Origin of the sequence: Streptomyces sp. JJ66, from assembly GCF_019303495.1 — a bacterium.
GTDB lineage: Bacteria > Actinomycetota > Actinomycetes > Streptomycetales > Streptomycetaceae > Streptomyces.
On record NZ_JAEVFI010000019.1, the window covers coordinates 54404 to 77530 of the forward strand.

Consider the following 23127-nt stretch of genomic DNA (forward strand, 5'->3'; position numbering starts at 1 on the left):
GGGTTGGCGGGGTGCGGCGTCCGCCGGGTGGGCGCGCGGCTGTTCCCCTGGCGTGATCGCTGCGTTATACAGGTGTCAGCGAGAACGTGTTCTCGTTCGCTGTCCGCTCAGGAGGGTCCGTCGCATGCCCATCGACGTCGCCACCGCGCTCGCCGCCGAACCCCGGTCCACGGAACTGACGTGGGACCACAAGGACGTGCTGCTCTACCACCTGGGCCTGGGCGCCGGAGTGCCCGCCACCGACCCGGCCGAGCTGCGGTACACGCTGGAGAGCAGGCTGCGGGTGCTGCCGAGCTTCGCCACCGTCGCGGGCGGGGCGCTCGGGGTGATGGACGCACTGGGCACGCCCGGCATCGAGGTGGATCTCGCCGGCGTCCTGCACGGCGGGCAGCGCATCGACGTGCACCGGCCGATCCCGGTCGCGGGCACGGCGACGGCCACGACCCGGGTGGCCGCCGTCCACGACAAGGGCAAGGCCGCCGTCATCGTGCTCCGGGCGGATGTCGCCGACGCCGACGGTCCGCTGTGGAGCTGCGACGTCGAACTGTTCGCGCGCGGCGCGGGCGGCTTCGGCGGGGAGCGCGGCGGCTCCGAACGGCTCGCCCCGCCCGAACGGGCGCCGGACCTCACGCTGGAGCGCGGCGTGCGCGAGGAACAGGCGCTGCTCTACCGGCTGAGCGGCGACTGGAACCCCCTGCACGCCGACCCGGAGTTCGCCGCTCTGGCCGGGTTCGACCGCCCGATCCTGCACGGCCTGTGCACCTACGGCATGACGCTGAAGGCGCTGGTGGACACCGCGCTCGACGGCGACGCGAGCCGGGTGCGGGGCTACCGCACCCGGTTCGCCGGTGTCGTCTTCCCCGGTGAGACGCTGCGCATCCGCGCCTGGCGGCTGGACGAACACCGCCTCCAGGCGGCGGTGACGGTGGCGGACCGGGACGACGCCCCGGTGCTGTCCGACACCGTGGTGGAGTTCTGACTCCACACGCGGACACCCCCCGCCCCTGCCGGGTGGCGTCCCGCCGGGGGTGCGGTCCGCGCCCGCGATCAGCGGCCCGCCATGGCCAGCGCCTGGCCCAGCGGCAGCACCGGCCCGCACGTGCACTCCGGCTCGGGGTCGGGCGGGAGCGCCGGGCCGGGTGGCTCCGGCCGCATCTGCGGTCCGGGCGCTGGCTGGGTCCCGGGGGCTGGCTGCTGGGCCGGTGCTGGTGCCGGTGCTGGTCGCGGGGCCGGGGCCGGGGCCGTTGGCTGGCGGCGGGGCGGGGCTGGCGGGCCGTCCTCCGGTGCGGCCGGATGCAGGCGGGCCACCCCGCACGGCACCTCCCGCGTCGCGTACGGCAGCCGCAGCTCGCCACCGGCGGTGAAACGGCCGGTGCGCAGCCAGCCGTCGGGCGCGGGCAGGTACCGCACCGCGCGCCAGCCCGGCCGCCACACCGCCAGCCACGGCAGCCCCCCAGCCCCGGGCTCCGGCTCCACCCGCAGGGCGACGGCGCAGCTCTCCGCCAGGAGCGGCTGCCCCGGCTGGACGGCGAACGGCGTCACCGTCACGGCCGTGCCCGTGGACTCCCCGCCCGGGTGCAGCGCGGCGGGGAAGCGGACCGGCAGGCGGCTGCCCAGCACGCCCCAGCCGACCCGGTCGGCCCCCGGCGCGTCCGAGCGGACCAGCAGCAGCCCGCTGTCAGGATCGGCGAGCAGGAGCCGGTCGTTGCTGCCGTCGGCGATCTCCAGCAGTGGCGTCAGGGCGCCGCCCGCGCCGAGGTCCACCGCGACGGCCTTCACCGGGCCGTCTCCCACCCGCCGGTTCAGCGCCAGCAGGCGGCCGGTGCCCTCCAGCCAGGCGCCGTCCGCGCAGTGACCGGGCACGACGGCGACGGGCTCCGGGCCCGCCTGCCCGCCGACCAGGCGCCACACCGTCGTGGCGGCGGCGCCGGGGGCCAGCGCGTAGGCCGTGGACCCGCCCGGGACCGGGGGCAGCAGGGCCAGCTGCGCGCACTCCACGGCCCCGAGCGGGAGTTCGCCGGTACCCGGTCCGCTCGGGTAGAGCAGCGCGGGCCGGTACTGGCCGCCCGCGCGACGCAGGATGAGCACGCGGCCGTCGCGCAGGGGGAGGAGCTGGGCGTGCGGGTCCTCGGGCTGACGGCCGGGCAGGGCGACGGCGTAGGGCTCGGGGCCGTCGAACGTCCACCGCTCCGGACGCCAGCGGTCACCGCCCCCGGGCGCGGCGAGGCGGGCCGCGTAGCTGCCGTCGTCGGCGATGACGCAGGCAAGCGGCCGATACGGCGGCGGCCCCTTCTCCACTCCGGCACCCTCAGCCCCGGGTGTGGGGGGCGCGGGCGCTGCGGCCGTTGCGGCTGTCACCCCGGGCCTGCCCGCTGCGGGCGCGGCTGCTTCGGCTCCGGACTCCGCCCGCGCGCGGCTGTCCGTGCCGCCTGTGCCGTACGTGCCGCCCGCGCGGTGCGGGCTGGCCACGCCGTGCGGGCTGGCTGTGGGCTGCGCGGCGTCCGGGTGGGGGGCTCCGCCCGGCGCGGCTACCGTGCCGGGAGTCCCCGCAGGGTCCGTGGTGCCGCCGGCCGGGCCGTCGGCGGTTGCCGCGTTGACGTCGTCGGTCGCCGTGCCCAGATCGGTCGCACAGGCTGTCATCCGCGATCACCTCCACAGGCGACGCTAGGGACAGCACACGCTTCCGAAGGGCGAGAGACGCATGTCTTCACCCGTACGGGTGGCTCTGCCCTCTTGCGCCGTACCGGTCCGCTCTGCCTGTGCTGCCACCGGCCCGACCCGCCGGATGGGTCCTGGGCCGTCCCGCAGGCCGCCGGGGAGTGGGCCCGGCGGCGTCCCCCGCGTGGGCGGTAGCCTTGCCCCGTGCCCGCACTATCCGAAGTCATCGCCGCGCTGGACGCCCTGTGGCCGCCCGCCACGGCCCAGGAGTGGGACGCGGTCGGCACCGTCTGCGGGGACCCGGACGCCGAGGTGTCCCGGGTCCTGGTGGCGGTCGATCCCGTGCGGGAGGTGGCGGACGAGGCCATCGCGCTCGGCGCCGACCTGCTGCTCACCCACCACCCGCTCTACCTGCGCGGAACCACGACCGTTGGCGCCCACACCTTCAAGGGCCGCGTCGTGCACACACTGATCAAGCACGACATCGCGCTGCACGTGGCGCACACCAACGCCGACGTGGCCGATCCCGGCGTCTCCGACGCGCTCGCCGGGGCGCTGGACCTGCGCGTCACCGGGCCGCTCGTCCCGGACGCCGACGACCCGCACGGCAGGCGGGGCCTGGGCCGCGTCTGCGAGCTGGCCGAGCCGCTGTCGCTGGCCGCGTTCGCGCAGTACGCCGCCGAGCGGCTGCCCGCCACCGCGCAGGGCGTCCGCGCCGCGGGCGACCCGGACGCCCTCATCCGCACGGTCGCGGTGTGCGGCGGCTCCGGGGACAGCCTGTTCACGCAGGTACGCGCCACCGGCGTGGACGCCTACCTCACCGCCGACCTGCGCCACCACCCCGCCTCCGAGGCCGTCGAGCACGGGCCGCTGGCGCTGCTCGACGCCGCCCACTGGGCCACCGAGTGGCCCTGGTGCGAGCAGGCCGCCGCGCAGCTCGACGCCGTCTCCGAACGGCACGGCTGGGGCCTGCGCACGCATGTCTCCCGCGCCGTCACCGACCCCTGGACCGCCCACGCGGCGTCCGGAGCCCACCCCGACCACTCAGGAGCCCCCAACTGAACGCCGCGCCCGCCGACCAGATCCGCCTGCTCGACCTCCAGGCCCTGGACCTGAAGCTCACCCAGCTCGCCCACCGCCGGGAGAACCTGCCCGAGCACGCCGAGGTGCGCACCCGGGAAGAAGAGCTGACGCAGCTGCGCGACCTGCTGGTAGCCGCGCAGACCGAGGAGGGCGACACCTCCCGCGAGCAGACCAAGGCCGAGCAGGACGTGGACCAGGTGCGCAAGCGCGCCACGCGCAACCAGGAACGCCTGGACTCCGGCATGGTCACCAACCCCAAGGACCTGGAGAGTTTGCAGAGCGAACTCGCCTCCCTGGGCCGCCGCCAGTCCACGCTGGAGGACGTGGTGCTGGAGATCATGGAGCGCAACGAGGCCGCCACCGCGCGCGTCGCCGAGCTGACCGAGCGGGTAGCGGCGGTGCGGGCCAGGGCCGAGGACGCGCAGGCGCGGCGCGCGGCGGCCACCGAGGAGATCGACGCGGAGGCCGACGGCATCCGCAAGGAACGCGAAGTGGTGGCCGCCTCCGTCCCGGACGACCTGCTGAAGCTGTACGACAAGCTGCGCGAGCAGCACGGCGGCGTGGGCGCGGCCAAGCTGTACCAGCGCCGCTGCGAGGGCTGCCGCCTGGAGCTGAACATCACCGAGCTGAACGAGGTGCGCGACGCGGCGCCGGAGACGGTGGTGCGGTGCGAGAACTGCCGCCGCATCCTGGTCCGCACGCCCGAGTCGGGGCTGTGACGCGGGCGATGGCACGGCGTTTGCTCATCGAGGCCGACGGCGGCTCGCGCGGCAACCCGGGCCCGGCGGGCTACGGCGCGGTGGTCAAGGACGCGGACTCCGGTGCGGTGCTCGCGGAGACCGCCGAGTTCATCGGCACCGCCACGAACAACGTGGCCGAGTACCGCGGGCTGATCGCCGGTCTGCGGGCCGCGCGCGAGCTGGACCCGGGTGCGCGCGTCGAGGTGCGGATGGACTCCAAGCTCGTCGTCGAGCAGATGTCCGGGCGCTGGAAGATCAAGCACCCGGGCATGCGTCCGCTCGCCGCCGAGGCGCGTGAGCTGTTCCCCGCCGACGCGGTGTCCTACACCTGGATTCCGCGCGCGCAGAACGCCCACGCGGACCGGCTGGCCAACGAGGCGATGGACGCGGGCAAGCGGGGTGAGCGGTGGCGCCCGTCCGGGGTGCCCGACCCGGCCGCCGCGCCTTCCCGGGAGGACGTCGGCGAGAGTGCGCCCGCCGCGCCGCCGCCCGGCTGGTCCGCCGACCTCGGCACGCCGACGACGTTCGTGCTGCTGCGGCACGGCGAGACAGCGCTGACGCCGCAGAAACGGTTCTCAGGGAGCGGCGGCAGCGACCCGGAGCTGTCACAGGCCGGACGCCGCCAGGCCGACGCGGCGGCCGCCGCGCTCGCCGCACGCGGCACCGTGCAGGCGGTGGTCAGCTCCCCGCTGCGCCGCTGCCAGCAGACGGCCACCGCCGTCGCCGACCGTCTGGGCCTGGACGTCCGCACCGACGAGGGCCTGCGCGAGACCGACTTCGGCGCCTGGGAGGGGCTGACGTTCGCCGAGGTCCGCGAGCGGTACCCCGGCGATCTGGACGCCTGGCTCGCCTCCGGGACGGCGGCCCCGAGCGGGGGCGGCGAGTCCTTCGCCGAGGTCACCCGCCGCGTCGCCCTGTCCCGCGACAAGCTGCTCGCGCGGTACGCGGGCCGCACGGTGCTGCTCGTCACCCACGTCACGCCGGTGAAGACGCTGGCCCGGCTGGCGCTGGGCGCGCCCCCGGAATCGCTGTTCCGCATGGAACTGTCGGCCGCGTCGCTGTCCGTCATCGCCTACTACGCCGACGGCAACGCCTCCCTGCGCCTGCTGAACGACACGGCGCACCTGCGGTAGGGATACGGGGCGCTGCGGAGACCGGGGTGGTTCCGGTGGCTGGGGCGCGCCGGTGGTCCGCGGACCACCGGCGCGCCCCAGCCACCGGTCGTCTCGGCGGACGGGATCAGGGTTCACCGGCGGCTTCGGCCAGACCCTCCTGGTCCAGCACGGTGATCCGGCCCCGGGCCAGCTTGACCAGGCCGCGCCGGGCGTAGTCGTGCAGGACCTTCGTCGTCGTCTCCCGCGAGGTGCCCGCCAGGGCGGCCAGCTGCTCGTGCGTGAGGGAGAGCTGCGGGTGCCGGCCGGACAGCAGCGACCGGGCCGGCCGGGACTGTCCCGCCAGGGTGACGAGTGTGGTGGCGATGCGCTGCGGCACGGTCTTGAACACGCTGTCGGACAGGCGCTGTTCCAGTTCGCTGAGCCGCGTGCCCAGGATTTCCGCGATCCGCGCGGCGATCCGGGCGTCGGAGAGCAGGTAGCGCTGGACGTCGGCCCGGCTCATGACGCAGACGGTCACGTCCTCCAGCGCCTCCGCGAAGTTGTCGTACAGGCGCTGGCCGATCAGCACCATCTCACCGAAGATCGTGCCGGGGCTGATGACGGCGGTGGTCAGCGCGCGCCCGTCGGCCGACACGCGGAACAGACGCACCCGCCCGCGTTTGAGGATGAACAGCACCTCGCTCGGCTGCTGCGGCGTGTGCAGCAACTCGCCCGCCCCGTAGGACTTCATCGGAGCGGCCCGCTCCATCTCGGCCATCTCGTGGTCGGCCAGGTCACGGAAGATGTCCACCTCGGACATGCACCGCATGCGGTCGGCGTCGTCGGCTGGCTCGGTCACCCGGCTGGTCTCCTCGCGTCGTCCCGGCGCCCACGGCGGTGGGCCGCAGGGGGCGACGTCCGCCACCCCGGCCAGACAGTACCGTCCGCGCCCGGTGTCGTTCATGGCATCTTCTCGGCCTGATCGGTCGTCTTCCCGGTGGTCTCGTCCCTCCCGGTGGTCTCACGGGCCCCGGCTGTCCCGCCCGCCCCGGACTTCTCGGCGACGAGCAGGGCGTACCCGAGAGTGCCCTCGGCCACGGCCGCACGGGCCGCCGCCAGGACGGGGCGAGCGGCGCCGGGGTCCGCCCCGGCCGCCGCGAGCTTGTCCGGCGCCGTCATGGCGAGCAGCTTCAGCCGGGCGTCGATCTGGTCGATCATGCGGACCATCGCCTCGTCGTGCCGTTCGGTGCGCACGGTGCGCAGACCCGCGTCCGCCAGCACCCGGCCGTACTCGGCCAGCGGGCGGGCGTCGGCGACGCAGGCGATGCGGGCCGCCAGGCCGGTCAGCTCGGCGGGCAGCCGGGCCGGGTCGGCGGTCACGTCGGTCAGGCCCACCCGCCCGCCGGGACGCAGCACCCGGGCGAACTCCGCCGCCGCCCGCGCCTTGTCCGGGAAGGTACACAGCGCGCACTCGCAGACCACCGCGTCGAAACCGCCGGCGGGGTAGGGCAGCTGCTCGGCGTCGCCGGTGGTGAACCGGGTCCGGTCGGCCAGCCCGGCCGCCCGCGCCGCGCCCTGGGCGAGCGCGGTGTGCGCCGGGGCGTAGTCCACGCCGTCCACGTGCACCCCGTGCGTCCTGGCCAGCAGCAGCGCCGTCGTGCCCCGGCCCGAGGCGACGTCGAGCACGCGCTGCCCCGCGCGCAGGCCGAGCGCGTCGGCCAGGCGGCGGGTGAGCGCGGTGCCGCCGGGGTGGTAGGACTCGCCGAGCAGCAGGGATACGACGTCCTGCGCGTAGGCGTCGGCGCAGCAGGACTTGATCTCCTCCGGTGTCGTCATCCGCGCTCCCCGGGAGTCTGCCCGGCGGTGCCGCCGGGATCGGCCGCCACGGTCTTCGAACCGTACGGGGTGCTCGTGAGCCGGTCCGCCAGCGGCAGCGCGTTCGGCACCACGTCCGCCACCGCCACGCCGGACATCTTCGCCCGCACCTCCTCGCGGTAGCCGACGGAGTTGTAGGCGCAGAACGGGATGAGGCGTCCGTCCGGGGTGATCTCCTCCACGCAGCACTTCATCAGCTGCTTGACGTTGAGCGTGTAGGGGTCCTGGAAGTCCTGCACGACGACCATGAACGCCTTCTCCCCGAGGTCTTTGACCGCCTCCGGCAGGTCGATGCCGCACGAGTCGGCGCAGTCCAGCGCCTCGGCCGTGGCCCGCAGCTGCTCCTCGGTGGTGGCCGTGCCCATGAACGCCGACGCCGACCACAGCTTCTCCAGCGCCGCCCGGATGCCCGCGTCGGGCATGACCCGGTTGGAGACGTAGTCGAGGTAGTCCTCCACCTGGAGCAGGCGGGGGATGGGCACCACGTTGCGGTGGCCCGGCTCCCCGTCCACCAGCAGGTAGGTGATGGAACGGCAGGTGGGGAAGCAGCAGGGGACGGGGAAGAAGTCGCCGGGCTGGAACCAGTCGGGCAGCTGCGCGTTGATGAGCTTGATGACGTCGGGATTGGTGAGCCGGTTCAGCGGATCGAACGGGACGTGCCGTCCGGAGTGGGTGACCGGCTGGACGGCGACGGAGCGCACGGCGGGGTGATCGACGCCGAACTCGATGATCGCGCCCAGCTCGTGTTCGTTGAGCCCGCGTTCCACGGCGGCGACGAGGGTGACGGTCAGCCCGGCCTCGGCGCAGTGGTCCAGCGCCTTCCGCTTGAACGTGCGCAGGTCGCGCCCCCGGATCTCGCGGTGGGTGCGCTCGTCGAAACCGTCGAACTGGAGGTAGACGTTGACCGACTTGCCCGGCACCTGGTTCCGCTTGCCCAGCTCGGCGACGAAGTTCCGGTCCGTCGCGAGCCGGATGCCGTTCGTATTGAGGTTGACGTTGCGGATGGGCCGGTCCTGGGCGAGGTCGATGAAGTCCAGGATGTGCTTGTGGATGGTGGGCTCGCCGCCGGAGAACATCACCACCTCCGGCTCACCCTCACTCTCCACGAACACGTCGAGCATGCGCGCGCACTGCTCGTGGGTGATCGAATAACTGTCCCCATGGTGTCCCGAGTCCGCGAAACAGATCGGGCAGTCCAGGTTGCAGCCGGTGTTGACCTCGATGATGCCCAGGCAGGCGTGCTGCTTGTGCTCCGGGCACAGCCCGCAGTCGGTCGGGCAGCCGTCCTTGACCTCCGTCTGGAACGTCAGCGGGATCGTGCCCGGCTTGTTGAACCGTGCCGAGGACAGGTACTCCTCGGCGTCGCCGTACACCAGCGCCTCGAACCAGCCGTGCTCGCGGCAGCGCTTGCGCAGGTACACCTTCTCGTCGCGGATGTTGACCTGGGCGTCCACCGGCGTCTTGCACACCGGGCAGATGGACTTGGTGAACTCGACGAACACCTCGTCGCGGTCCTGCTTGCGCGGGGCGGCCCCGGCGGCGGGTTCGCGGGCGTCGGTCACGGCTTCCTCGCGGGCGTCGGTCACGGCTGCTCCACTTTCTGGGCGTCGTCGGGGTTCTCGGCGTGCTCGGCGTGCTCTGCGTTCTCTGCGTTCTCTGTGCTCTCGGCGCTCTCTGCGTGTGGCGTGTTCTTCGCGCGCTCCGGGTGCGGCTTTTGGCCGGGGTGCGGCGTCTCGCCCGTGGGCCGCACCGCACGCCCGCCGCGCAGCAGCAGGGCGGCGTACACCAGCAGCAGCCCGTCCTGCACCAGCACCGGCCAGCCCAGAGACTGCGTCAGGTAGGTGCCGAAGCAGCCGCAGTTCTCCACCGTCAGTCCCCGGGCGAAGCCCTGGACGGCGAGCCCCGCCCACATCAGGGACACCGCTGTGTACACCCACACCGGGGCGCGGTCGCGGGAGCGGGGCCGGGCCAGGAACCACAGGCCGCACACCAGCTCTCCCGCCACCAGCGCGACCGCGAGCGCGGTCGCTCCCGCGCCGCTCACCACCTGGTAGCCGGCCACGATCTCCGGCATCTGATCCCAGGAGGCGAGCTGGCCGACCGCCATCGCCGTGAACACCGCTCCGAGCACCAAGCGCAACACCATGCCCGGCAGCCTAGGAGCGCGGACGGCCGCGCTATGTGAGCGCGCTTACGAAACCCCGCTTCTGGCCCCGCCGGTTTCCCGGTGGCGGCCCGGTCAGCGCCGCAGCCACCGGCGCAGCCCCAGCAGCGGCCCGGTGACGCGGCTCGCACGCAGGTCCGCGTACACCTGAGTGAGCGCCGCCTGCCAGGGACCGTCCGCGTACGTCGGGTACGGGTGGACGGTGCGGGCGTACCGGGCGGGCGTCCAGCCCAGCCGTACGGCGGTGGCCAGGTGGGCGATCGTCTCCCCGGCCCGGGGCGCGACCACGGTGGCGCCGACGACGCGGCCGCGCCGGTCCAGCGTCAGGGAGGTGTAGCCGTCCGTCCGGTCCTCCGCGATGGCGCGGTCCACCTCGTCGTGCGCCAGGACACGCTGGCGCGCTCCCGCCGAGGTGCCGACGGCGGCGACCTCGGGGTCGGTGAACGTCACCCGGGGTACGGCGGTGTACTCCACCGGGCGGCGCACGCCGAGCAGGGCGTGTACCACGGCCGAGGCCGCCTGCACCCCGGCCAGGTGGGTGAACGCCGAGCGGCCGGTCACGTCCCCGGCGGCGTAGACGCGCCGATTGCTGGTCCGCAGCCGCCCATCCACCCGTACCTGACCGCGCTCGCCGGTGGACACGTGGGCGGCGGCCAGCCCCAGCCCGCCGGTCGCCGCGCGCCGCCCGGTGGCGTCCAGCAGCCGCTCCCCGTCCCGGGGCCGCGCCTCCCGCCCGGTGACCACGCGTACCCCGTCGGCTTCCAGCGCCGCCCGCACCAGCTCACCGGCGCGCGGCTCCTCCCCGGGCAGCAGACGTGCGCCCAGTTCGGCGAGGGTGACCCGGGCCCCGAGCCGGGCCAGGGCCTGCGCGAGTTCGCAGCCCACGGGGCCGCCGCCGCGCACGAACACCCGCTTGGGCAGGGCGTCCACCTCCCACAGCGTGTCGCTGTTCAGCTCGCCCGCGCCGTGCCCGGCGGCGGGAGCCGACCCGGTGGCGAGCAGCGCGTACCGAAAGCGCACCCGGCGGTCCCCGGCGGACAGGGTGCGCGGACCGGTGAACGTCGCCGCGCCCCAGGCCACCTCGACGCCCTCCCGCGCCAGCGCTTCGGCGGAGTCCTGCGGCTCCACCGCCCGCCTGGCCCGCCGGACCGCCGCCATCGCCTCGGGGAAGGTGGCGCCGCGTGCCGCCGCGTGCAGCAGGGCCTTGCTCGGCACGCAGCCGCGCCACAGACAGTCGCCCCCCAGCCGGTCCCGTTCCACCAGCAGCGTGCGTGCCCCCAGCCGGGCAGCCGTCCGGGCCCCGGTGAGCCCGGCGCTGCCGCCTCCGATGACCACCAGGTCGTATGCGTCGCGTTCCATGCGCGGAACGCTACGGACCGGGCGGACGGCGCCAATGTAAGCCCCCTCACAGAGCGCCCGGGGTGCCTTGGCTAGCGTGCGCAGCACGGCACGGCTCGCCGGGCCGCCTGCCCCCATGCTCTGGAAGGGAACTCCATGCGCCCCTCACGCCTCCGCACCGCCACGGCGGCCCTGTGCGTCGCCGCACTCGCCACCCTCACCGCCGCCTGCGGTAGCTCGGACAGCTCCGGCAGCTCCGAGCGGGCCGGGGAGTCGGCGAGCGGGACGCCGAACGCGCCGGATGCCTCCCCGGATGCCGGGGAACCGGAGGCGGGGAAGCCGGATTCCGGGGAGTCCGGCGGCGAGGTCCCCCAGGAGCTCGACTTCACCGCCACGACGCTCCAGGGCGCTCAGTTCCGCGGCTCCTCCCTCGCGGGCCAGGACGCCGTGCTGTGGTTCTGGGCGCCCTGGTGCACCGTCTGCGCCGGAGAGGCCGGGCACGTCCGCGAGGCCGCCGCCGAGTACGGCGACGACGTGGTGTTCGTCGGCGTCCCCGGCAAGGGTGAGCAGGCGGAGATGGACCGCTTCGTGGAGACGCACCAGCTCGACGGGTTCCAGCACGCGGTGGACGCCGACGGCTCCCTGTGGTCGCGCTTCTCCGTCGCCGCCCAGCCCGCCACGGCGTTCGTCGATGACTCCGGCACCGTCGAGGTCGTACCCGGCGCGATGAGCGCCGATGACCTGAAGCAGCGCGTGGCCGAACTGGCCGAGCAGTGAGCTCCGTTCCCTACTCCCTCGCGGTGACGGCGGGCATGCTGGCCGCCGTCAACCCGTGCGGCTTCGCGCTGCTGCCCGCCTACCTGGCGCTGTACGTCGGCGGCGGGGAGGCGGGCACCGGCCGGGCCGCCGCGCTGCGCCGCGCCGCGGTGGCCACCGCCGCGATGACCGGCGGCTTCACCCTCGTCTTCGGCGCCTTCGGACTCCTCGTCGCGCCGCTGGCCCTGTCCGTCGAACCCTGGCTGCCGTGGGTGACCGTCGTCATCGGCGTCGTCCTCCTGGGCACCGGCGGCTGGCTGCTCACCGGACGTGAACTGCGGCTGCCCGTGCCCAAGCTGAAACCCCGCGCCGACGGGCGCCCCTCGGACTCCGCCTGGTCCATGGGCCTGTACGGGGTGTCCTACGCGATCGCCTCGCTGTCCTGCACCGTCGGCCCCTTCCTCGCCCTGACCTCCAGCGCCTTCCGCACCGGCAGCCTGCCCGGCGTCGTCGCGGTGTTCGCCGTCTACGCGGCCGGGATGGGCGTGGTCGTCGGCGTACTGACGCTGGCCGTGGCCCTCTCCCGGCAGGCCGTCATCGCCCGCATCCGCCGCGCCCTGCCTTACGTCACCCGGGCCAGCGGCGTCCTGCTGCTGCTCGCCGGTGCCTACGTGGCCTACTACGGCTGGTACGAACTGCGCGTGCTGTCCGGCGCGGCCACCGACGACCCGGTGGTGGGTACCGCCACCGAGTGGCAGGGGGCCATCACCCGGTGGCTGGCCGACCTCGGGTTCTGGCCCATCGCCGGGGCCGCCTGCCTCCTCGCGGCGGGCCTGGCCGTCGCCGGCGCGGTCCGGCGCGCTCGCGGGCGGCGCACCGCGCGGCGAGTCCCGGAGCCGACCCGGCCGGGCGCGCCGGGGGAGCAGGCCCGGTAGCCCGCACCGGACGCGGCGTGGCGGCGGCCCGCGCGGACGGGGGCAGCGCCGCCCGCGCGGTCAGTGCACGTCGGTGACCACGACGTCCAGCCGCGTGACCCGCCCCGGCCCCGCCGGAGCCGGGTGCTCGACCGCGTACCCCAGGTCGCACAGGGCCGTGGCCAGCTCGCCCGGGGTGCGCGGCTGTGCGCCCTCGCTCAGCAGCGAGCGCACCAGGCGGCCCTTCGTCGCCTTGTTGAAGTGGCTCACCACCGAGCGCTTCTCCACCCCGTCCACGATCTTCGACTGGAGCACCCGGACCGTCACCGTGCGCCCGGCCACCTCGCCCTGCGGCCGCCACATCGCCGCGTACGCCGCCGAGCGCAGGTCCAGCACCAGCCCGTCCCCGGCCACCTGCGGCAGCACCTCCCGCAGCGCCGGGCGCCAGAACGCGGCCAGCGCGCCGGTCCCCGGCAGCTTGACGCCGCCCGAGCAGCGGTAGGACGGAATCGGGTCCCCCACGCGCACCGCGCCCCACAGCCCGGAGAACACCAGCAGCGCGCGCTCGGCCCGCACCCGGGCCGCCGCGTCCAGCGTGGCCAGGCCCAGCGCGTCGTAGAGCACCCCGGTGTAGATCTGCCCGGCCGGGCGCACCGGGGCCGTGCGCAGGGCGGCATTCTTCGCGATCTCACCGCGCAGACCCTCACTCAGCCCCAGCACCTCGCGGGCCTTGGCGTCCTCGCCCGGGCCGCCGTCACCCGGGCCGCCCTCGCCCCCGGCCGCGTCCGCGCACAGCGCGACCAGCTCCGCCAGCACCCGCTCGCGGGCCGCCGTCAGCTCCGGCAGGGACAGCGCCTCCAGCCGCAGTACCGACTCCTCCACCCCGGCCACGGGCTCCGGGGACGCCTTTCCCTCGGACGGCGGCAACAACACCAGCACGGTCGAACTCCCTCACAACTCGGCACACCGCTCACGCGCGCCCGGCACAAGCGGCGACCAGCAGCGTACGGCCCTACGCTCGCCGTATGCCCAGCCGCCATCTGAAGGTGACCGGCACCGAGGGCGGCGCCGCGCTGCGCACCGCGCTGGAGGAGCTGCGCCACCGGCTCGGCGTCCCGCACACCTTCCCCGCGTCCGTCCTCGCCGACGCCGAGCGCTCCGCCCGCACGCCGCGCCTGCCCGCCGAGGACGCCACCCACCTGGCCATGTTCACCCTCGACCCGCCCGGCTCCCGCGACCTCGACCAGGCCATGCACCTCGCCCGCCGCCCGCACGGCGGCTACCGCGTGCACTACGCCATCGCCGACGTCGCCGCCTTCGTCACCCCGGGCCACCCCCTGGACACCGAGGCCCACCGCCGCGTGGCCACCCTGTACTTTCCCGACCTGCGCGTCCCGCTCCACCCCCACCGCATCGCCGAAGACGCCGCGAGCCTGCTGCCCGACGCCGTCCGCCCCGCCCTGCTGTGGCGGCTCGACCTCGACGCCGACGGCGCCCTCACCCACGCCCACGTGCGCCGCGCCCTCGTCCGCCCACACGCCCGTTTGGACTACACCACCGCGCAACGCGCCCTCGACGACGGCACCGCCGAACACGCCCTCGCCCTGCTCCGCGACGTCGGCCGCCTGCGCGAGGAGCGCGAACGCGCCCGGGGCGGGGTCTCGCTCACCGTCCCCGAGCAGAACATCGTGCCCCACGGCGACAGCTACCGCCTCGCCTACCGCGCCCCCCTGCCCGTCGAGGGCTGGAACGCGCAGCTCTCCCTGCTCACCGGCATGGCCGCCGCCGAGGTGATGCTCGGCTCGGGCACCGGAATTCTGCGCACGCTGCCCGCCGCGCCGGACGGCGCCGTCGCCCGGCTGCACCGCGTCGCCGGTGCGCTGGGCATCGACTGGCCCCGCCACACCTCCTACGCCGAACTCGTCCGCACCCTCGACCCGCGCCGTCCCGCCCACGCCGCGTTCCTGCTGGAGTGCACGACGCTGCTGCGCGGCGCGGGCTATACCGTGTTCGGCCCCGGCCGCCCGCCGCCCGGGCACACCGTGCACGCCGCCGTCGCCGCCCCGTACGCCCACGTCACCGCGCCCCTGCGCCGCCTGGCGGACCGGTACGCCGGGGAGCTGTGTCTGGCCGCCGTCGCGGGCACCGCACCGCCCGACTGGGTGAGCGGCGCGCTGGCGGCCCTGCCCGGCGAGATGGACACCGGCCACCGCCGTGCGCACCAGGTGGAGCGCGCGTGCGTGGAACTGCTGGAGGCCGCCGTGCTGTGGGACCACGTGGGCGACGTCTTCGACGGCTACGTCATCGACGTCCGCGAGAACGCGCCGCACCAGGGCACCGTCGCCCTGCGCGAGCCCGCCGTCATCGGCCGCGTCAGCGCACCGCCGGACGGCCCGCCCCTGCCGCTGGGCCGCCCCCTGCGCGTCCGCCTGCTGCACGCCGACCCGGGCCGGTCACCGGTGAGCTTCGCCCCGGCGTAGGATGCCGGTACGGCAGACGAGCCGTGCGGGCGGCCGCGTCGGGCCCAGCCGGGTCCGCCGAGGAACGTCCGGACTCCGCAGAGCAGGGTGGTAGGTAACGCCTACCTGGGGCGACCCACGGGAAAGTGCCACAGAAAACAGACCGCCGGAGCCGCCACGCGGCGTCCGGTAAGGGTGAAACGGTGGTGTAAGAGACCACCAGCGCCCAGGGTGACCTGGGCGGCTCGGTAAACCCCACCCGGAGCAAGGTCACAAGGGGCCGTCACGCGACGGCCCTGCGCGGACGACCGAGGGCTGCTCGCCCGAGTTCGCGGGTAGACCGCACGAGGCCGGTGGCGACACCGGCCCCAGATGGATGGCCGCCTCCCGCCGGCCCGCGAGGACCGGCGGAGACAGAATCCGGCGTACAGCACGACTCGTCTGCCGCTTCCGCACGGAGAGGCCCCTGAACTGGTGTTTTACCTGGTCAGGGGCCTCTCCGCGCTTGCTGAGTGAAGTCACGATTGCTCACTCTTTGTAACTCTTTCCGGGTGTTTCTCGGTGCTGTGTGGCGATCCTGTGGCGGCGGGAGCACGGCCTGCCGGGTCCCCTGGCGGGCCTGAGTGTGGCCGCCACGGGCTCTCTTCTGAGCGGGCGTCATCCTGCCGGGGCAGGCCGCTTCCACGACCGTGGCATGACCTACTCGGGAGTTTCGATCCCCTCCGAGTCGAACAGTAGAGTCCAGTCTGTGCAGCGACTCGCGTTCTTCGACCTGGATGACACCCTCGTTGATCGCTCACGGGGGTTCCGGTCGTGCGTCCGTGCTTTCTGCTCCGATCTCAGCTTCGCTTGGGATGTTGAGCAGTGGTTGCTGGAAGCGATGTACGAGCGCGCTTACCGCAGCGACTTCGAAAGGCTTCGCGAGCGGTTCGCCGTCTCGGTGCCGGTGGAGGAGCTGTGGCAGCGGTACACCTTGTGCATGGCTGGTGCGGTGACCTGCGCGCCGGAGGTGCTATCCGGGCTTGAGCGGCTGCGTGATGCTGGATGGCTGGTGGGCGTCGTGACGAACGGTGCCGGGGACATTCAGCGGGCGAAGATGGCCAGCGCGGGGCTCGATCTGAGAGTTGACGCCGTCTGCATCTCGGAAGAGGTCGGCTGCCGTAAGCCGGATGTGGGCATCTTCCACGAGGCGGTTCGGCTGGTGGGCGCCGACGGACACCTGGGTGGCTGGACGACCGGCGACAGCGCGCAGAACGATGTCACGGGCGGCCGAGCCGCCGGTCTGCGAACGATCTGGATATCGGATGGCACCGATCGCGTCGTCGAGGCCGACCACGTGGTCTCCGGCGCTGCGGACGCCATCGATCTTCTCCTCGGACTTGAAGGAGCGCGCGTATGACCGGCCAGCGGGCTGTGGCGGGGATCTTGCATCCGGGCAGCATGGGTGCGGCGGTAGCTGCCCAGGCCCACGGCAATGGGGCGACGGTTCTGTGGTGTTCGGAGGGCCGCAGCGTGGCTACCCGCCGCCGCGCGGTCGAGGCTGGGCTGACCGAGGTGTCGAGCCTGGGACACTTGGTGGAGCGCAGCCAGGTCCTGTTGTCGATTTGTCCCCCGGCGACTGCGGCGGCGGTGGCCAACGACGTTGCGGCATGCGGCTACCAAGGTGTGTACGTCGAGGCCAACGCCATTGCTCCAGAGAGGGTCGGCCGGGTGGCGGCCACGCTTCCCGACGCCACGGTCGTGGATGGTTCGTTGATCGGATCGCCCCCGCGCGGTGACAAGCAGCCACAGCTGTTCCTGTCCGGCCCCGGCGAGGCAGTCGCGCAGGTGGAGGAGCTGTTCGTCGGCACCGACGTTCGCACGCGGCGGCTCGGCTTCGAGTTGGGCCAGGCCAGTGCCCTCAAGCTTGCCTACACGAGTTACCAGAAGGCGTCTCGGGTGCTTGCAGCGCTTTCCTACGCGATGGCTGCGGACCACGGTGTCGAGGAGGAGCTGCTGGAGGTGGCGGAAGGCCGATCGGGGAGCTACCTGGCCGAACCGAACTACATCGCCAAGACAGCTGCCCGAGCATGGCGTTGGGCACCAGAGTTGACGGAAGCGGCCGACGTGTTGGAGTCGTGTGGGCTACCCGGTGAGCCTGTGCGCGGGGCAGCGGGGGCACTGCTTCGTTGGCAAGAGGAGCGGGATGCCGAGTTGACCATGGAGGAGGCGCTGAGTCGGCTGCATCACCTCCGTTAGCCGACCTGCGCCAGCGCCTTGAGGACGGCCAGGGCAGACTCCCGGGCGGGCTGCTGATCGGTCCGTAGGTGCAGGTCCCAACGTGTGGTGGCATTGGCCTGTAGGTCGGTGTCGGTGGCGTCCCAGGCTGCGAGGCGGGCCTGGGTGTCTGTATCGCCGCGCAGGGCAGAGCGCTGTTCGGTCACGTTCCGGGGGCAGGAGAGCCGGACGGCAAGCCAGGTTGCCGGATAGCGGGCGGTGAGCGCACGTATGCCGGCGATCTGTCCCAGGTGGACGACTGGGACCTGTCCGGCCGTGTACACGGCGTCGAGTCCTGGGCGATCTACCACGTAGATGTTGTTGTAGCGGTCGTTCCGGTAGATGACATCGCCGGTCGCTTCGAGCTGGTCGAGCTGCTCGACGGTTCCCATTCGGTAGCCCTGGCTGCGTCCTTCGCCGATCTTGAGCCTGGTGAACAGAACGAGTTGCGGGTTCTGTTCGGTGAGGGCGGCGGTGATGGTGTCCTTGCCGCTGGCTGGTGGGCCGTAAAGGATGATCCCGGTCTTCATGCGTGCGCCACCCCGAGGGCGTATCGAGCTTGGTCGGTGACGGCGATGGCCGAGCCGAAACGGTTGTCGACGACGAGGTGGGGGATTGCCGGGCGAAGGTCGAGATCGAGCCCGTCTAGGTACTGAGTCCAGTTGCTGAGCTTCCAGGCGTCGCGGGCGGCGGACCGGAACGCGATGTACTCGCGCATGGAATCGGCGTCGCACTCGAGCCAGATGGGTGTTACGTCCACCTTGTACGCGGCGCAGCGGTTGACCAGCCTCCGCATCCATGTGGGGCTGGTCATCTCGGCGATGAAGGGGGCCGTGGCCACTGTGGAGATGCCGCACTCGACGTTGGCGAGGATGGACTCCATGAGGCACTGGTACTCCAGCGGCCGCACTTGGGTCCTGTAGGTCTCGGAATGGCGGTCGTTGGGGTCGCAGCCGAGTGCGGTGAGAAGGCGTTCCACCAGGGGCCGGGTGAGCGGGTCCTTGTCGAGGAGCGGCCAACCGGTGAGGTGGGAGATGAACCGAGCGAACTCCGACTTTCCGCTCCCCGCGAAGCCACCGATCAGCAGGAGCGACGGCCTGTGTTGGTCACCACCAGTGTGCCGTCGTCGCCAGGCGTCGAGAATCTTCTGCTGAACGTCTTTCCCGCAGTCCTCGGCCGACGTTGGCACCAGGTGCTTGAGTGCCTGCACGACTGCTTGCACATGGCCGCTGTCCACGCGCTCCGAGAACTTGGTCAACTGATGGTCGACCTCTTCGCCGGGGAGGGCTTTGCGGAAGCCGAGTTCGGGCTCGGTGGCCTGATAGAGCAGGCAGTACGCACGCCGGTAGTGCGGACCTGGGAAGACCTCTCCCTGCTCGTGCTGCCACAGCGTCTGGAAATTGGCAGCCGGCGCTGAGAGCCCTGCGCAGCGCGCGGTCTCGCGCAGCCGCTCACCAGTGGCCTCCAAGGTGAGGCCGTGGGCTTCCCGCATCTCACGCAGCTTCTCGGGACGCCATCCCGAGCGGTCCCTGCCCAAATCCTCCACCAGCTCGCTGTTCTTCGGCATGTTCCGGAGCGTAGAGCCGAGTCCGCCGATCCCATGTGTAAGCGGATGTTGAAGATTCGTTGAACGGGACGGCGAGCAGCCTCGGAAACTTTCAGTGATACAGAGATCACGCTATGCCCGCTGTGATGGTCATGGCAACAGCGCCCACCGGTACGAACTGCCTGGAGGCCGCACGATGTTCCATCACGCGTCATGCTCCGGCTTCACGTCATCCTCACTACCTCGCCAGCGATGTCTCTCTTCTTCGGACGTCACCGACGACTCTCGCTCCCTCGACATCCAGCCGTTCGTGGAGGCGCTTCACGACGACGGATATGAAGCTGACGACGGTTGGCGCGCTTGGGCGCGTCGGATGCTCAGCGCAGGTCGCTTCACCCCGGCTTTGGCGGCGCAGATCTGGGCGGAGGTCGTCGCGTTTGACGACACGCTCGCCGCGTTACTGGCCAGTCCGGTGCCGACTCCGGACGGCACTGTGATCGTCTCGGGCAGCGGGAAGGAGACCTTCAAGACGTTCAACGTGTCGACGGCAGCTGCGCTGCTGGCTGCCGCCAGCGGGGTCAGCGTAGTCAAGGGCACCTCCTCCTCGGTATCCGCCGTCTCGGGCTCATCCGACGTCCTCGCAGCGCTCGGCGTTCCCGCCCTGACCGAACCAGCCCGCATCCCGGAGCTCGTCGGCACCCACGGCATCGCCTTCATCAACTACGCCTCCTTCTGCCCCCGTTACGCGGCCCGGTACGACGGCAGGTTCGACTTCCTCAGCCCTTTGGGGTTCTTTATGCCGACGGCGACCCTGGCCGTGAAGGCCGACGCCTTCTTGCACGGGCTGGCCCACGACGACGTGCGAACCGCCGCGCTGGGCATCCATGCCGCGCGACCGGACATCGCGCGCGGCCGGGTCGTCACGACCTGGATCGGCCCCGACCAGCGGATCGACGAAATCGCCCCTTTCGGTGCGACTACCAGCGCACTGCTGCAACACGGCGACGTGCAGCTCGTGCGCCGTCGTGGGGACGGTTCCTCCACTCGGTGGCAGCGGGCAGTGCGACACCGTTCCGATCACCAGACGAACGCGGAAGTTCTGATCGACGCCCTCCGTCCGGGTGGCGACCCGGCCGCCACCGAGCTGGTCGAGCACAACGCTGCGGCCATCCTCGCCGCCTCGCGGCTCAAGGCCAGCGAGGACGAGGCGCTCCGGCTGGTTCGCGAGGCGCGGCTGGACGGCCGTGCTCAGCGACTCCTCTCACGCCTTCGCACTGCCGACTCGAAGGGAATCCGATGACTCATCAGCCGCTGTCCGCCACCGACGGCTGGGCCACCAAGACACTCGGCCCGCTGGCCCGCCGCTTCACCCACCATGACCGAGCGCAAGACATCCTGCCCAGTGACCCCGACCGACCGCTTGCCGTCGTCACCGGCTTCGGCCCGACCAACGCCCCGACCGCCGGCACTCTGTCCGTGATGCTCGGGGTGATCGAAATGCAACGGTACCTGCGGGTGCCGATGACTGTCGTCGTCTCGGAGCTGGGCGCCTGGAACTCCCGCAACGTGCAGTGGGATCAACTCGTCGCCGTTCGTGATCAGATGTTTCGCTTCACGCGGGCAATCGGACTCGACTCCCAGGCAGCCCTCGCCCCGGTGCAACTGCGCTCCCACATCGACCCGGCCAACCTCGTGCGGTGCGGGCGAATCGCTCGGTTCCTCACCCGACAGGACTTCCTTGACCATCACGAGGATCTGGTCGACCTCTACCAGGATCACGGCTTGCTTGGCAGCGAAATCGGCGTCACGGTGGATGCGCTCTACACGGTTGCCGACATTCTTGGGCCTGCCGAGGCAGGCGCGGCGCGCGTGCTGATGCTCTCGGGGCTGGAGGAGAGCTACTTCACTGAGCTGTCCCGGCTCGTCCTCCAGCGGCAGGGTGAAGCCGGCGAGCTCAGCCTCGGTTGGCGGGTTGAGCTCGGAGCCCTGTACTTCCGCGTCCTGGAGGGGCTTGGGGGCTACCCCAAGATGTCGAAGAGCATCCCCGCCTCCGGCATCCACCTTGGCATGGCCGACGACGAAATCGCTGGGCGCATCCTCGTCCCCGACGAGGCGAGCCAGCGCCCGTTGCTGTCGGCGATCGAGCTCAGCAGCGGGTGGGCCATGCCCGAAATTGACCAGGCCCGCGCCGCTTTCCAGCACAGGCGGCAGAAGCCCGCCGCCTGGGAGCTGGCCAAGCAGCGGTTCATCGAGACGTTCGCTACCTTCGCCAAGGTCTGGCGGGGGTGCGGGCGGTGACCACCGGACCGGTGTACGTGGTGCTCGGAGCTACCGGCCGTCTTGGCCAGCACCTCGTGGAGACGCTTCGGGCACAAGGGCGCCGAGTCATCGGCATCTCCCGCAGGCCGGTCGCCACGAGTGAGACGAGAGCGGAGTGGATGCAGGCAGACCTGACGGCGACGGCGCAGCGGCCTCAGATCCAGAAACGTCTCTGCCGCCTGCTGGGCGACGAGGAGGAGGTCGTCTTCGCCGATCTCCTCCTCGACCGGGCCAGCGTCACCGCAATGCGACGCTCGATCCGCGCTGCAACCGCCTTCACCCTCCGAGCACAGCACACGCTGGCCACCAACGGGTTCACCGTCCGTGTCCTCGCGGCCAGCACGACGGCAGCCTTGGCCCCGCGCACGCTGCAGACACCCTACGGTCAAGCGAAGCGCACACAAGCCTTCCGCTATGCGCGGTTGGGCCGTATCGACCTGGTGTTGTTGCCCCAACTGTTCGAGGCAGAATTACGCGGCGTCGGCAACACCACCCGCACGATCATTGGCAACAGTTGCACCTACGTGGCCGCTGCCACATCCTTGGCGGCCATCAGCCAGGATCCCGCCGGCCGCTCGCTCTGGGTCGTTCGAGGCAGCTATCCGCATCCCTACGTACAGCGCGGTCTGGCCGGGCTGCCCACCTTTCTCGGTGCCCTCGCGCTCTCTCGCACCGTCAGCCGGAACTGCCCCGCCGCGCATCGCCGGGCAAGCCATGCAGGGCTGGCACTCCTGCCGCCCCGCATCCGCGTCCAGATCGACCATCACGGCGCTCCCGAGCGGCTCGTCCGCGGCTTCGCCCGGCGCCTCGGCGTTTCTCGGTCGTTGATCGTCACCGCTGGGGCACAGACCGCGCTACCGGAGGAGCACTATGAAGAACGCCCCTGACACCGTCGTCCTTGGCACCGGCTTTGCCGGTCTCACCGCCGCTGTGCGACTGGCCGAGGAGGGCTGCCGCGTCCGGTGCCACGGCGACCGCGTCGCCGGAGCGTCCCTGCAGAACTTCGGTCAGCTCCACTCGGGAGCGGTTTACGCCCCCGTGCTCCTCGATGTCGCCACTGCCTGCTGGCGGCACAGGTCCCGATGGTTCGGTCTGCTCGGCAGCGATATCCCGCGCACACCGGGCGTGGCGCTCTTCTCCTCCCATAAGGAGGTGGAGCGCTACACGCAGGCATGGTCGAACCTCGGGATACCCGCAAAACCGTTGTCCGGCTCCGAGCTGGGCGAATACGGGAACCAGGCGTTCCTCGGCTCCGCGAGGGCCTTCGCTCTGCCCGACTTCTCCGTAGACGTGGCCGCCTTGCACTCCAAGGTCGTCGGGTACGCGGTCGCCCACGGAGTGGACCTGGCTCCACCAGAGACGTGCGCACCGGTCATCTCCGGCGCTGAGGTGGTGCTGTGGAGTCCTGACGCCGGGTACTACCGGCCCGGCACTCTCGTCCTGGCCGCTGGCCACCGCACAGTCCAGCTGCTCAATCTGCTCGGCATTCAGCACCCGCTCACCATCGGGAACCTGCCGTACGGCGTGCTGGAGGGTCCTCTGCCACGGCTCCCACTCACCTACTGGCTCGATGGGGACATGCTCGCCACCAGCCCACAAGGCGACGGCATCAAGGCAGCTCTGCCCGGCCGACCCAGCGCCCCCACTGATGCCGCGAAGGAGCGCTACCGGCTCGCGGTGGCGCTCTCACGTCGCTGGCCAGAAATTCCCGCTGAGAGGCTGCAGCTCCGGTGGGGCCACGCCGCCGAACCGTCGGGTCCCCATGCCGACCCGTCGGCGGTCGTGGTTGATCTCGGGTATGCACCGCCTGGCTGGGGGCGAGTGACGAACCTGATCGTCTGCCTCCCGGGCAAGTGGACCACCGCCTGGCACGCGGCCGACCAGGTCGCTCAAGCGGTTGCGGCGAGGGACTGACAGCCCTGCGA

At 72.4% G+C, this 23127-nt stretch carries 22 protein-coding genes and 1 other RNA gene; 14 read left to right on the forward strand and 9 right to left on the reverse strand.

The window, feature by feature from the left end; translation table 11 throughout:
- The first annotated feature begins 124 nt into the window (after positions 1-124).
- Positions 125-979, forward strand: coding sequence for a MaoC/PaaZ C-terminal domain-containing protein (locus tag JJV70_RS15470; protein ID WP_219048559.1), 855 nt, complete (start codon positions 125-127; stop codon positions 977-979).
- A 68-nt stretch (positions 980-1047) separates the two neighbouring features.
- Here the strand turns inward: JJV70_RS15470 and JJV70_RS15475 are convergent, their stop codons facing one another.
- Entirely contained in the window at positions 1048-2640 is a 1593-nt protein-coding gene (locus tag JJV70_RS15475; RefSeq protein WP_219048560.1) for a hypothetical protein, read from the reverse strand.
- 222 nt (positions 2641-2862) lie between these two features.
- Here JJV70_RS15475 and JJV70_RS15480 point away from each other — a divergent pair, with 222 nt between their 5' ends.
- The 3 genes from JJV70_RS15480 to JJV70_RS15490 are packed head-to-tail and all read left to right on the forward strand — an operon-like array spanning position 2863 to position 5614.
- Positions 2863-3720 carry a Nif3-like dinuclear metal center hexameric protein gene (locus JJV70_RS15480; protein ID WP_219048561.1) on the forward strand — a complete coding sequence of 286 codons (858 nt, stop codon included), beginning with the start codon at positions 2863-2865 and terminating at the stop codon, positions 3718-3720.
- Complete coding sequence (locus tag JJV70_RS15485; RefSeq protein WP_219048587.1) at positions 3717-4460, forward strand: zinc ribbon domain-containing protein; 744 nt, start codon at positions 3717-3719, stop codon at positions 4458-4460. Before JJV70_RS15480 ends, JJV70_RS15485 begins: the two co-directional genes overlap by 4 nt.
- An 8-nt stretch (positions 4461-4468) precedes the next feature.
- On the forward strand, positions 4469-5614 hold the full coding sequence (locus JJV70_RS15490) for a bifunctional RNase H/acid phosphatase (protein WP_219048562.1): 1146 nt from the start codon (positions 4469-4471) through the stop codon (positions 5612-5614).
- Between the two features lie 106 nt (positions 5615-5720).
- Here the strand turns inward: JJV70_RS15490 and JJV70_RS15495 are convergent, their stop codons facing one another.
- The 5 genes from JJV70_RS15495 to JJV70_RS15515 form a co-directional block, all read right to left on the reverse strand.
- Positions 5721-6539: a Crp/Fnr family transcriptional regulator gene (locus JJV70_RS15495; RefSeq protein ID WP_219048563.1), complete on the reverse strand. Its 819-nt coding sequence runs from the start codon at positions 6537-6539 to the stop codon at positions 5721-5723.
- On the reverse strand, positions 6536-7411 hold the full coding sequence (locus JJV70_RS15500) for a class I SAM-dependent methyltransferase (protein WP_219048564.1): 876 nt from the start codon (positions 7409-7411) through the stop codon (positions 6536-6538). Before JJV70_RS15500 ends, JJV70_RS15495 begins: the two co-directional genes overlap by 4 nt.
- Entirely contained in the window at positions 7408-9036 is a 1629-nt protein-coding gene (locus JJV70_RS15505; protein WP_308294830.1) for a radical SAM protein, read from the reverse strand. The genes JJV70_RS15500 and JJV70_RS15505 overlap by 4 nt, the downstream gene beginning before the upstream one ends.
- Positions 9033-9596, reverse strand: a complete 564-nt coding sequence (locus JJV70_RS15510) for a MauE/DoxX family redox-associated membrane protein (protein ID WP_257574014.1) — start codon at positions 9594-9596, stop codon at positions 9033-9035. The genes JJV70_RS15505 and JJV70_RS15510 overlap by 4 nt, the downstream gene beginning before the upstream one ends.
- 93 nt (positions 9597-9689) lie before the next feature.
- Complete coding sequence (locus JJV70_RS15515; RefSeq protein ID WP_219048565.1) at positions 9690-10973, reverse strand: NAD(P)/FAD-dependent oxidoreductase; 1284 nt, start codon at positions 10971-10973, stop codon at positions 9690-9692.
- 135 nt (positions 10974-11108) lie between these two features.
- Here JJV70_RS15515 and JJV70_RS15520 point away from each other — a divergent pair, with 135 nt between their 5' ends.
- Positions 11109-11729, forward strand: coding sequence for a redoxin domain-containing protein (locus tag JJV70_RS15520; protein WP_219048566.1), 621 nt, complete (start codon positions 11109-11111; stop codon positions 11727-11729).
- A complete protein-coding gene (locus JJV70_RS15525; RefSeq protein ID WP_219048567.1) occupies positions 11726-12643 on the forward strand; it encodes a cytochrome c biogenesis protein CcdA in 918 nt (305 codons plus the stop codon). The genes JJV70_RS15520 and JJV70_RS15525 overlap by 4 nt, the downstream gene beginning before the upstream one ends.
- A gap of 60 nt (positions 12644-12703) precedes the next feature.
- On the opposite strand, the gene yaaA is transcribed toward JJV70_RS15525, so the two are convergent.
- On the reverse strand, positions 12704-13561 hold the full coding sequence (yaaA, locus tag JJV70_RS15530) for a peroxide stress protein YaaA (protein ID WP_219048568.1): 858 nt from the start codon (positions 13559-13561) through the stop codon (positions 12704-12706).
- A gap of 86 nt (positions 13562-13647) precedes the next feature.
- On the opposite strand from yaaA, the gene JJV70_RS15535 reads away from it, so the two are divergent.
- From JJV70_RS15535 to JJV70_RS15550, 4 genes are all read left to right on the forward strand, one after another.
- Positions 13648-15102: an RNB domain-containing ribonuclease gene (locus tag JJV70_RS15535; RefSeq protein WP_219048569.1), complete on the forward strand. Its 1455-nt coding sequence runs from the start codon at positions 13648-13650 to the stop codon at positions 15100-15102.
- 17 nt (positions 15103-15119) lie between these two features.
- Positions 15120-15525, forward strand: an RNA gene (rnpB, locus tag JJV70_RS15540) — RNase P RNA component class A.
- Between the two features lie 304 nt (positions 15526-15829).
- Positions 15830-16480: an HAD family hydrolase gene (locus tag JJV70_RS15545; RefSeq protein ID WP_219048570.1), complete on the forward strand. Its 651-nt coding sequence runs from the start codon at positions 15830-15832 to the stop codon at positions 16478-16480.
- On the forward strand, positions 16477-17319 hold the full coding sequence (locus JJV70_RS15550) for an NAD(P)-dependent oxidoreductase (RefSeq protein ID WP_219048571.1): 843 nt from the start codon (positions 16477-16479) through the stop codon (positions 17317-17319). The genes JJV70_RS15545 and JJV70_RS15550 overlap by 4 nt, the downstream gene beginning before the upstream one ends.
- Here JJV70_RS15550 and JJV70_RS15555 read toward each other — a convergent pair.
- Together JJV70_RS15555 and JJV70_RS15560 are read right to left on the reverse strand one after the other, a co-directional pair.
- Complete coding sequence (locus tag JJV70_RS15555; protein ID WP_219048572.1) at positions 17316-17867, reverse strand: guanylate kinase; 552 nt, start codon at positions 17865-17867, stop codon at positions 17316-17318. The two genes, JJV70_RS15550 and JJV70_RS15555, sit on opposite strands and share 4 nt — an antisense overlap.
- Positions 17864-18904: an AAA family ATPase gene (locus JJV70_RS15560; RefSeq protein WP_219048573.1), complete on the reverse strand. Its 1041-nt coding sequence runs from the start codon at positions 18902-18904 to the stop codon at positions 17864-17866. The genes JJV70_RS15555 and JJV70_RS15560 overlap by 4 nt, the downstream gene beginning before the upstream one ends.
- Positions 18905-19079: 175 nt before the next feature.
- Here JJV70_RS15560 and JJV70_RS15565 point away from each other — a divergent pair, with 175 nt between their 5' ends.
- The 4 genes from JJV70_RS15565 to JJV70_RS15580 are packed head-to-tail and all read left to right on the forward strand — an operon-like array spanning position 19080 to position 23116.
- On the forward strand, positions 19080-20183 hold the full coding sequence (locus JJV70_RS15565; RefSeq protein WP_219048574.1) for a hypothetical protein: 1104 nt from the start codon (positions 19080-19082) through the stop codon (positions 20181-20183).
- A complete protein-coding gene (locus tag JJV70_RS15570) occupies positions 20180-21181 on the forward strand; it encodes a hypothetical protein (protein ID WP_219048575.1) in 1002 nt (333 codons plus the stop codon). Before JJV70_RS15565 ends, JJV70_RS15570 begins: the two co-directional genes overlap by 4 nt.
- Positions 21178-22089, forward strand: a complete 912-nt coding sequence (locus tag JJV70_RS15575) for an NAD-dependent epimerase/dehydratase family protein (protein WP_219048576.1) — start codon at positions 21178-21180, stop codon at positions 22087-22089. Before JJV70_RS15570 ends, JJV70_RS15575 begins: the two co-directional genes overlap by 4 nt.
- On the forward strand, positions 22073-23116 hold the full coding sequence (locus JJV70_RS15580) for an FAD-dependent oxidoreductase (protein ID WP_219048577.1): 1044 nt from the start codon (positions 22073-22075) through the stop codon (positions 23114-23116). The genes JJV70_RS15575 and JJV70_RS15580 overlap by 17 nt, the downstream gene beginning before the upstream one ends.
- Positions 23117-23127: the final 11 nt, after the last annotated feature.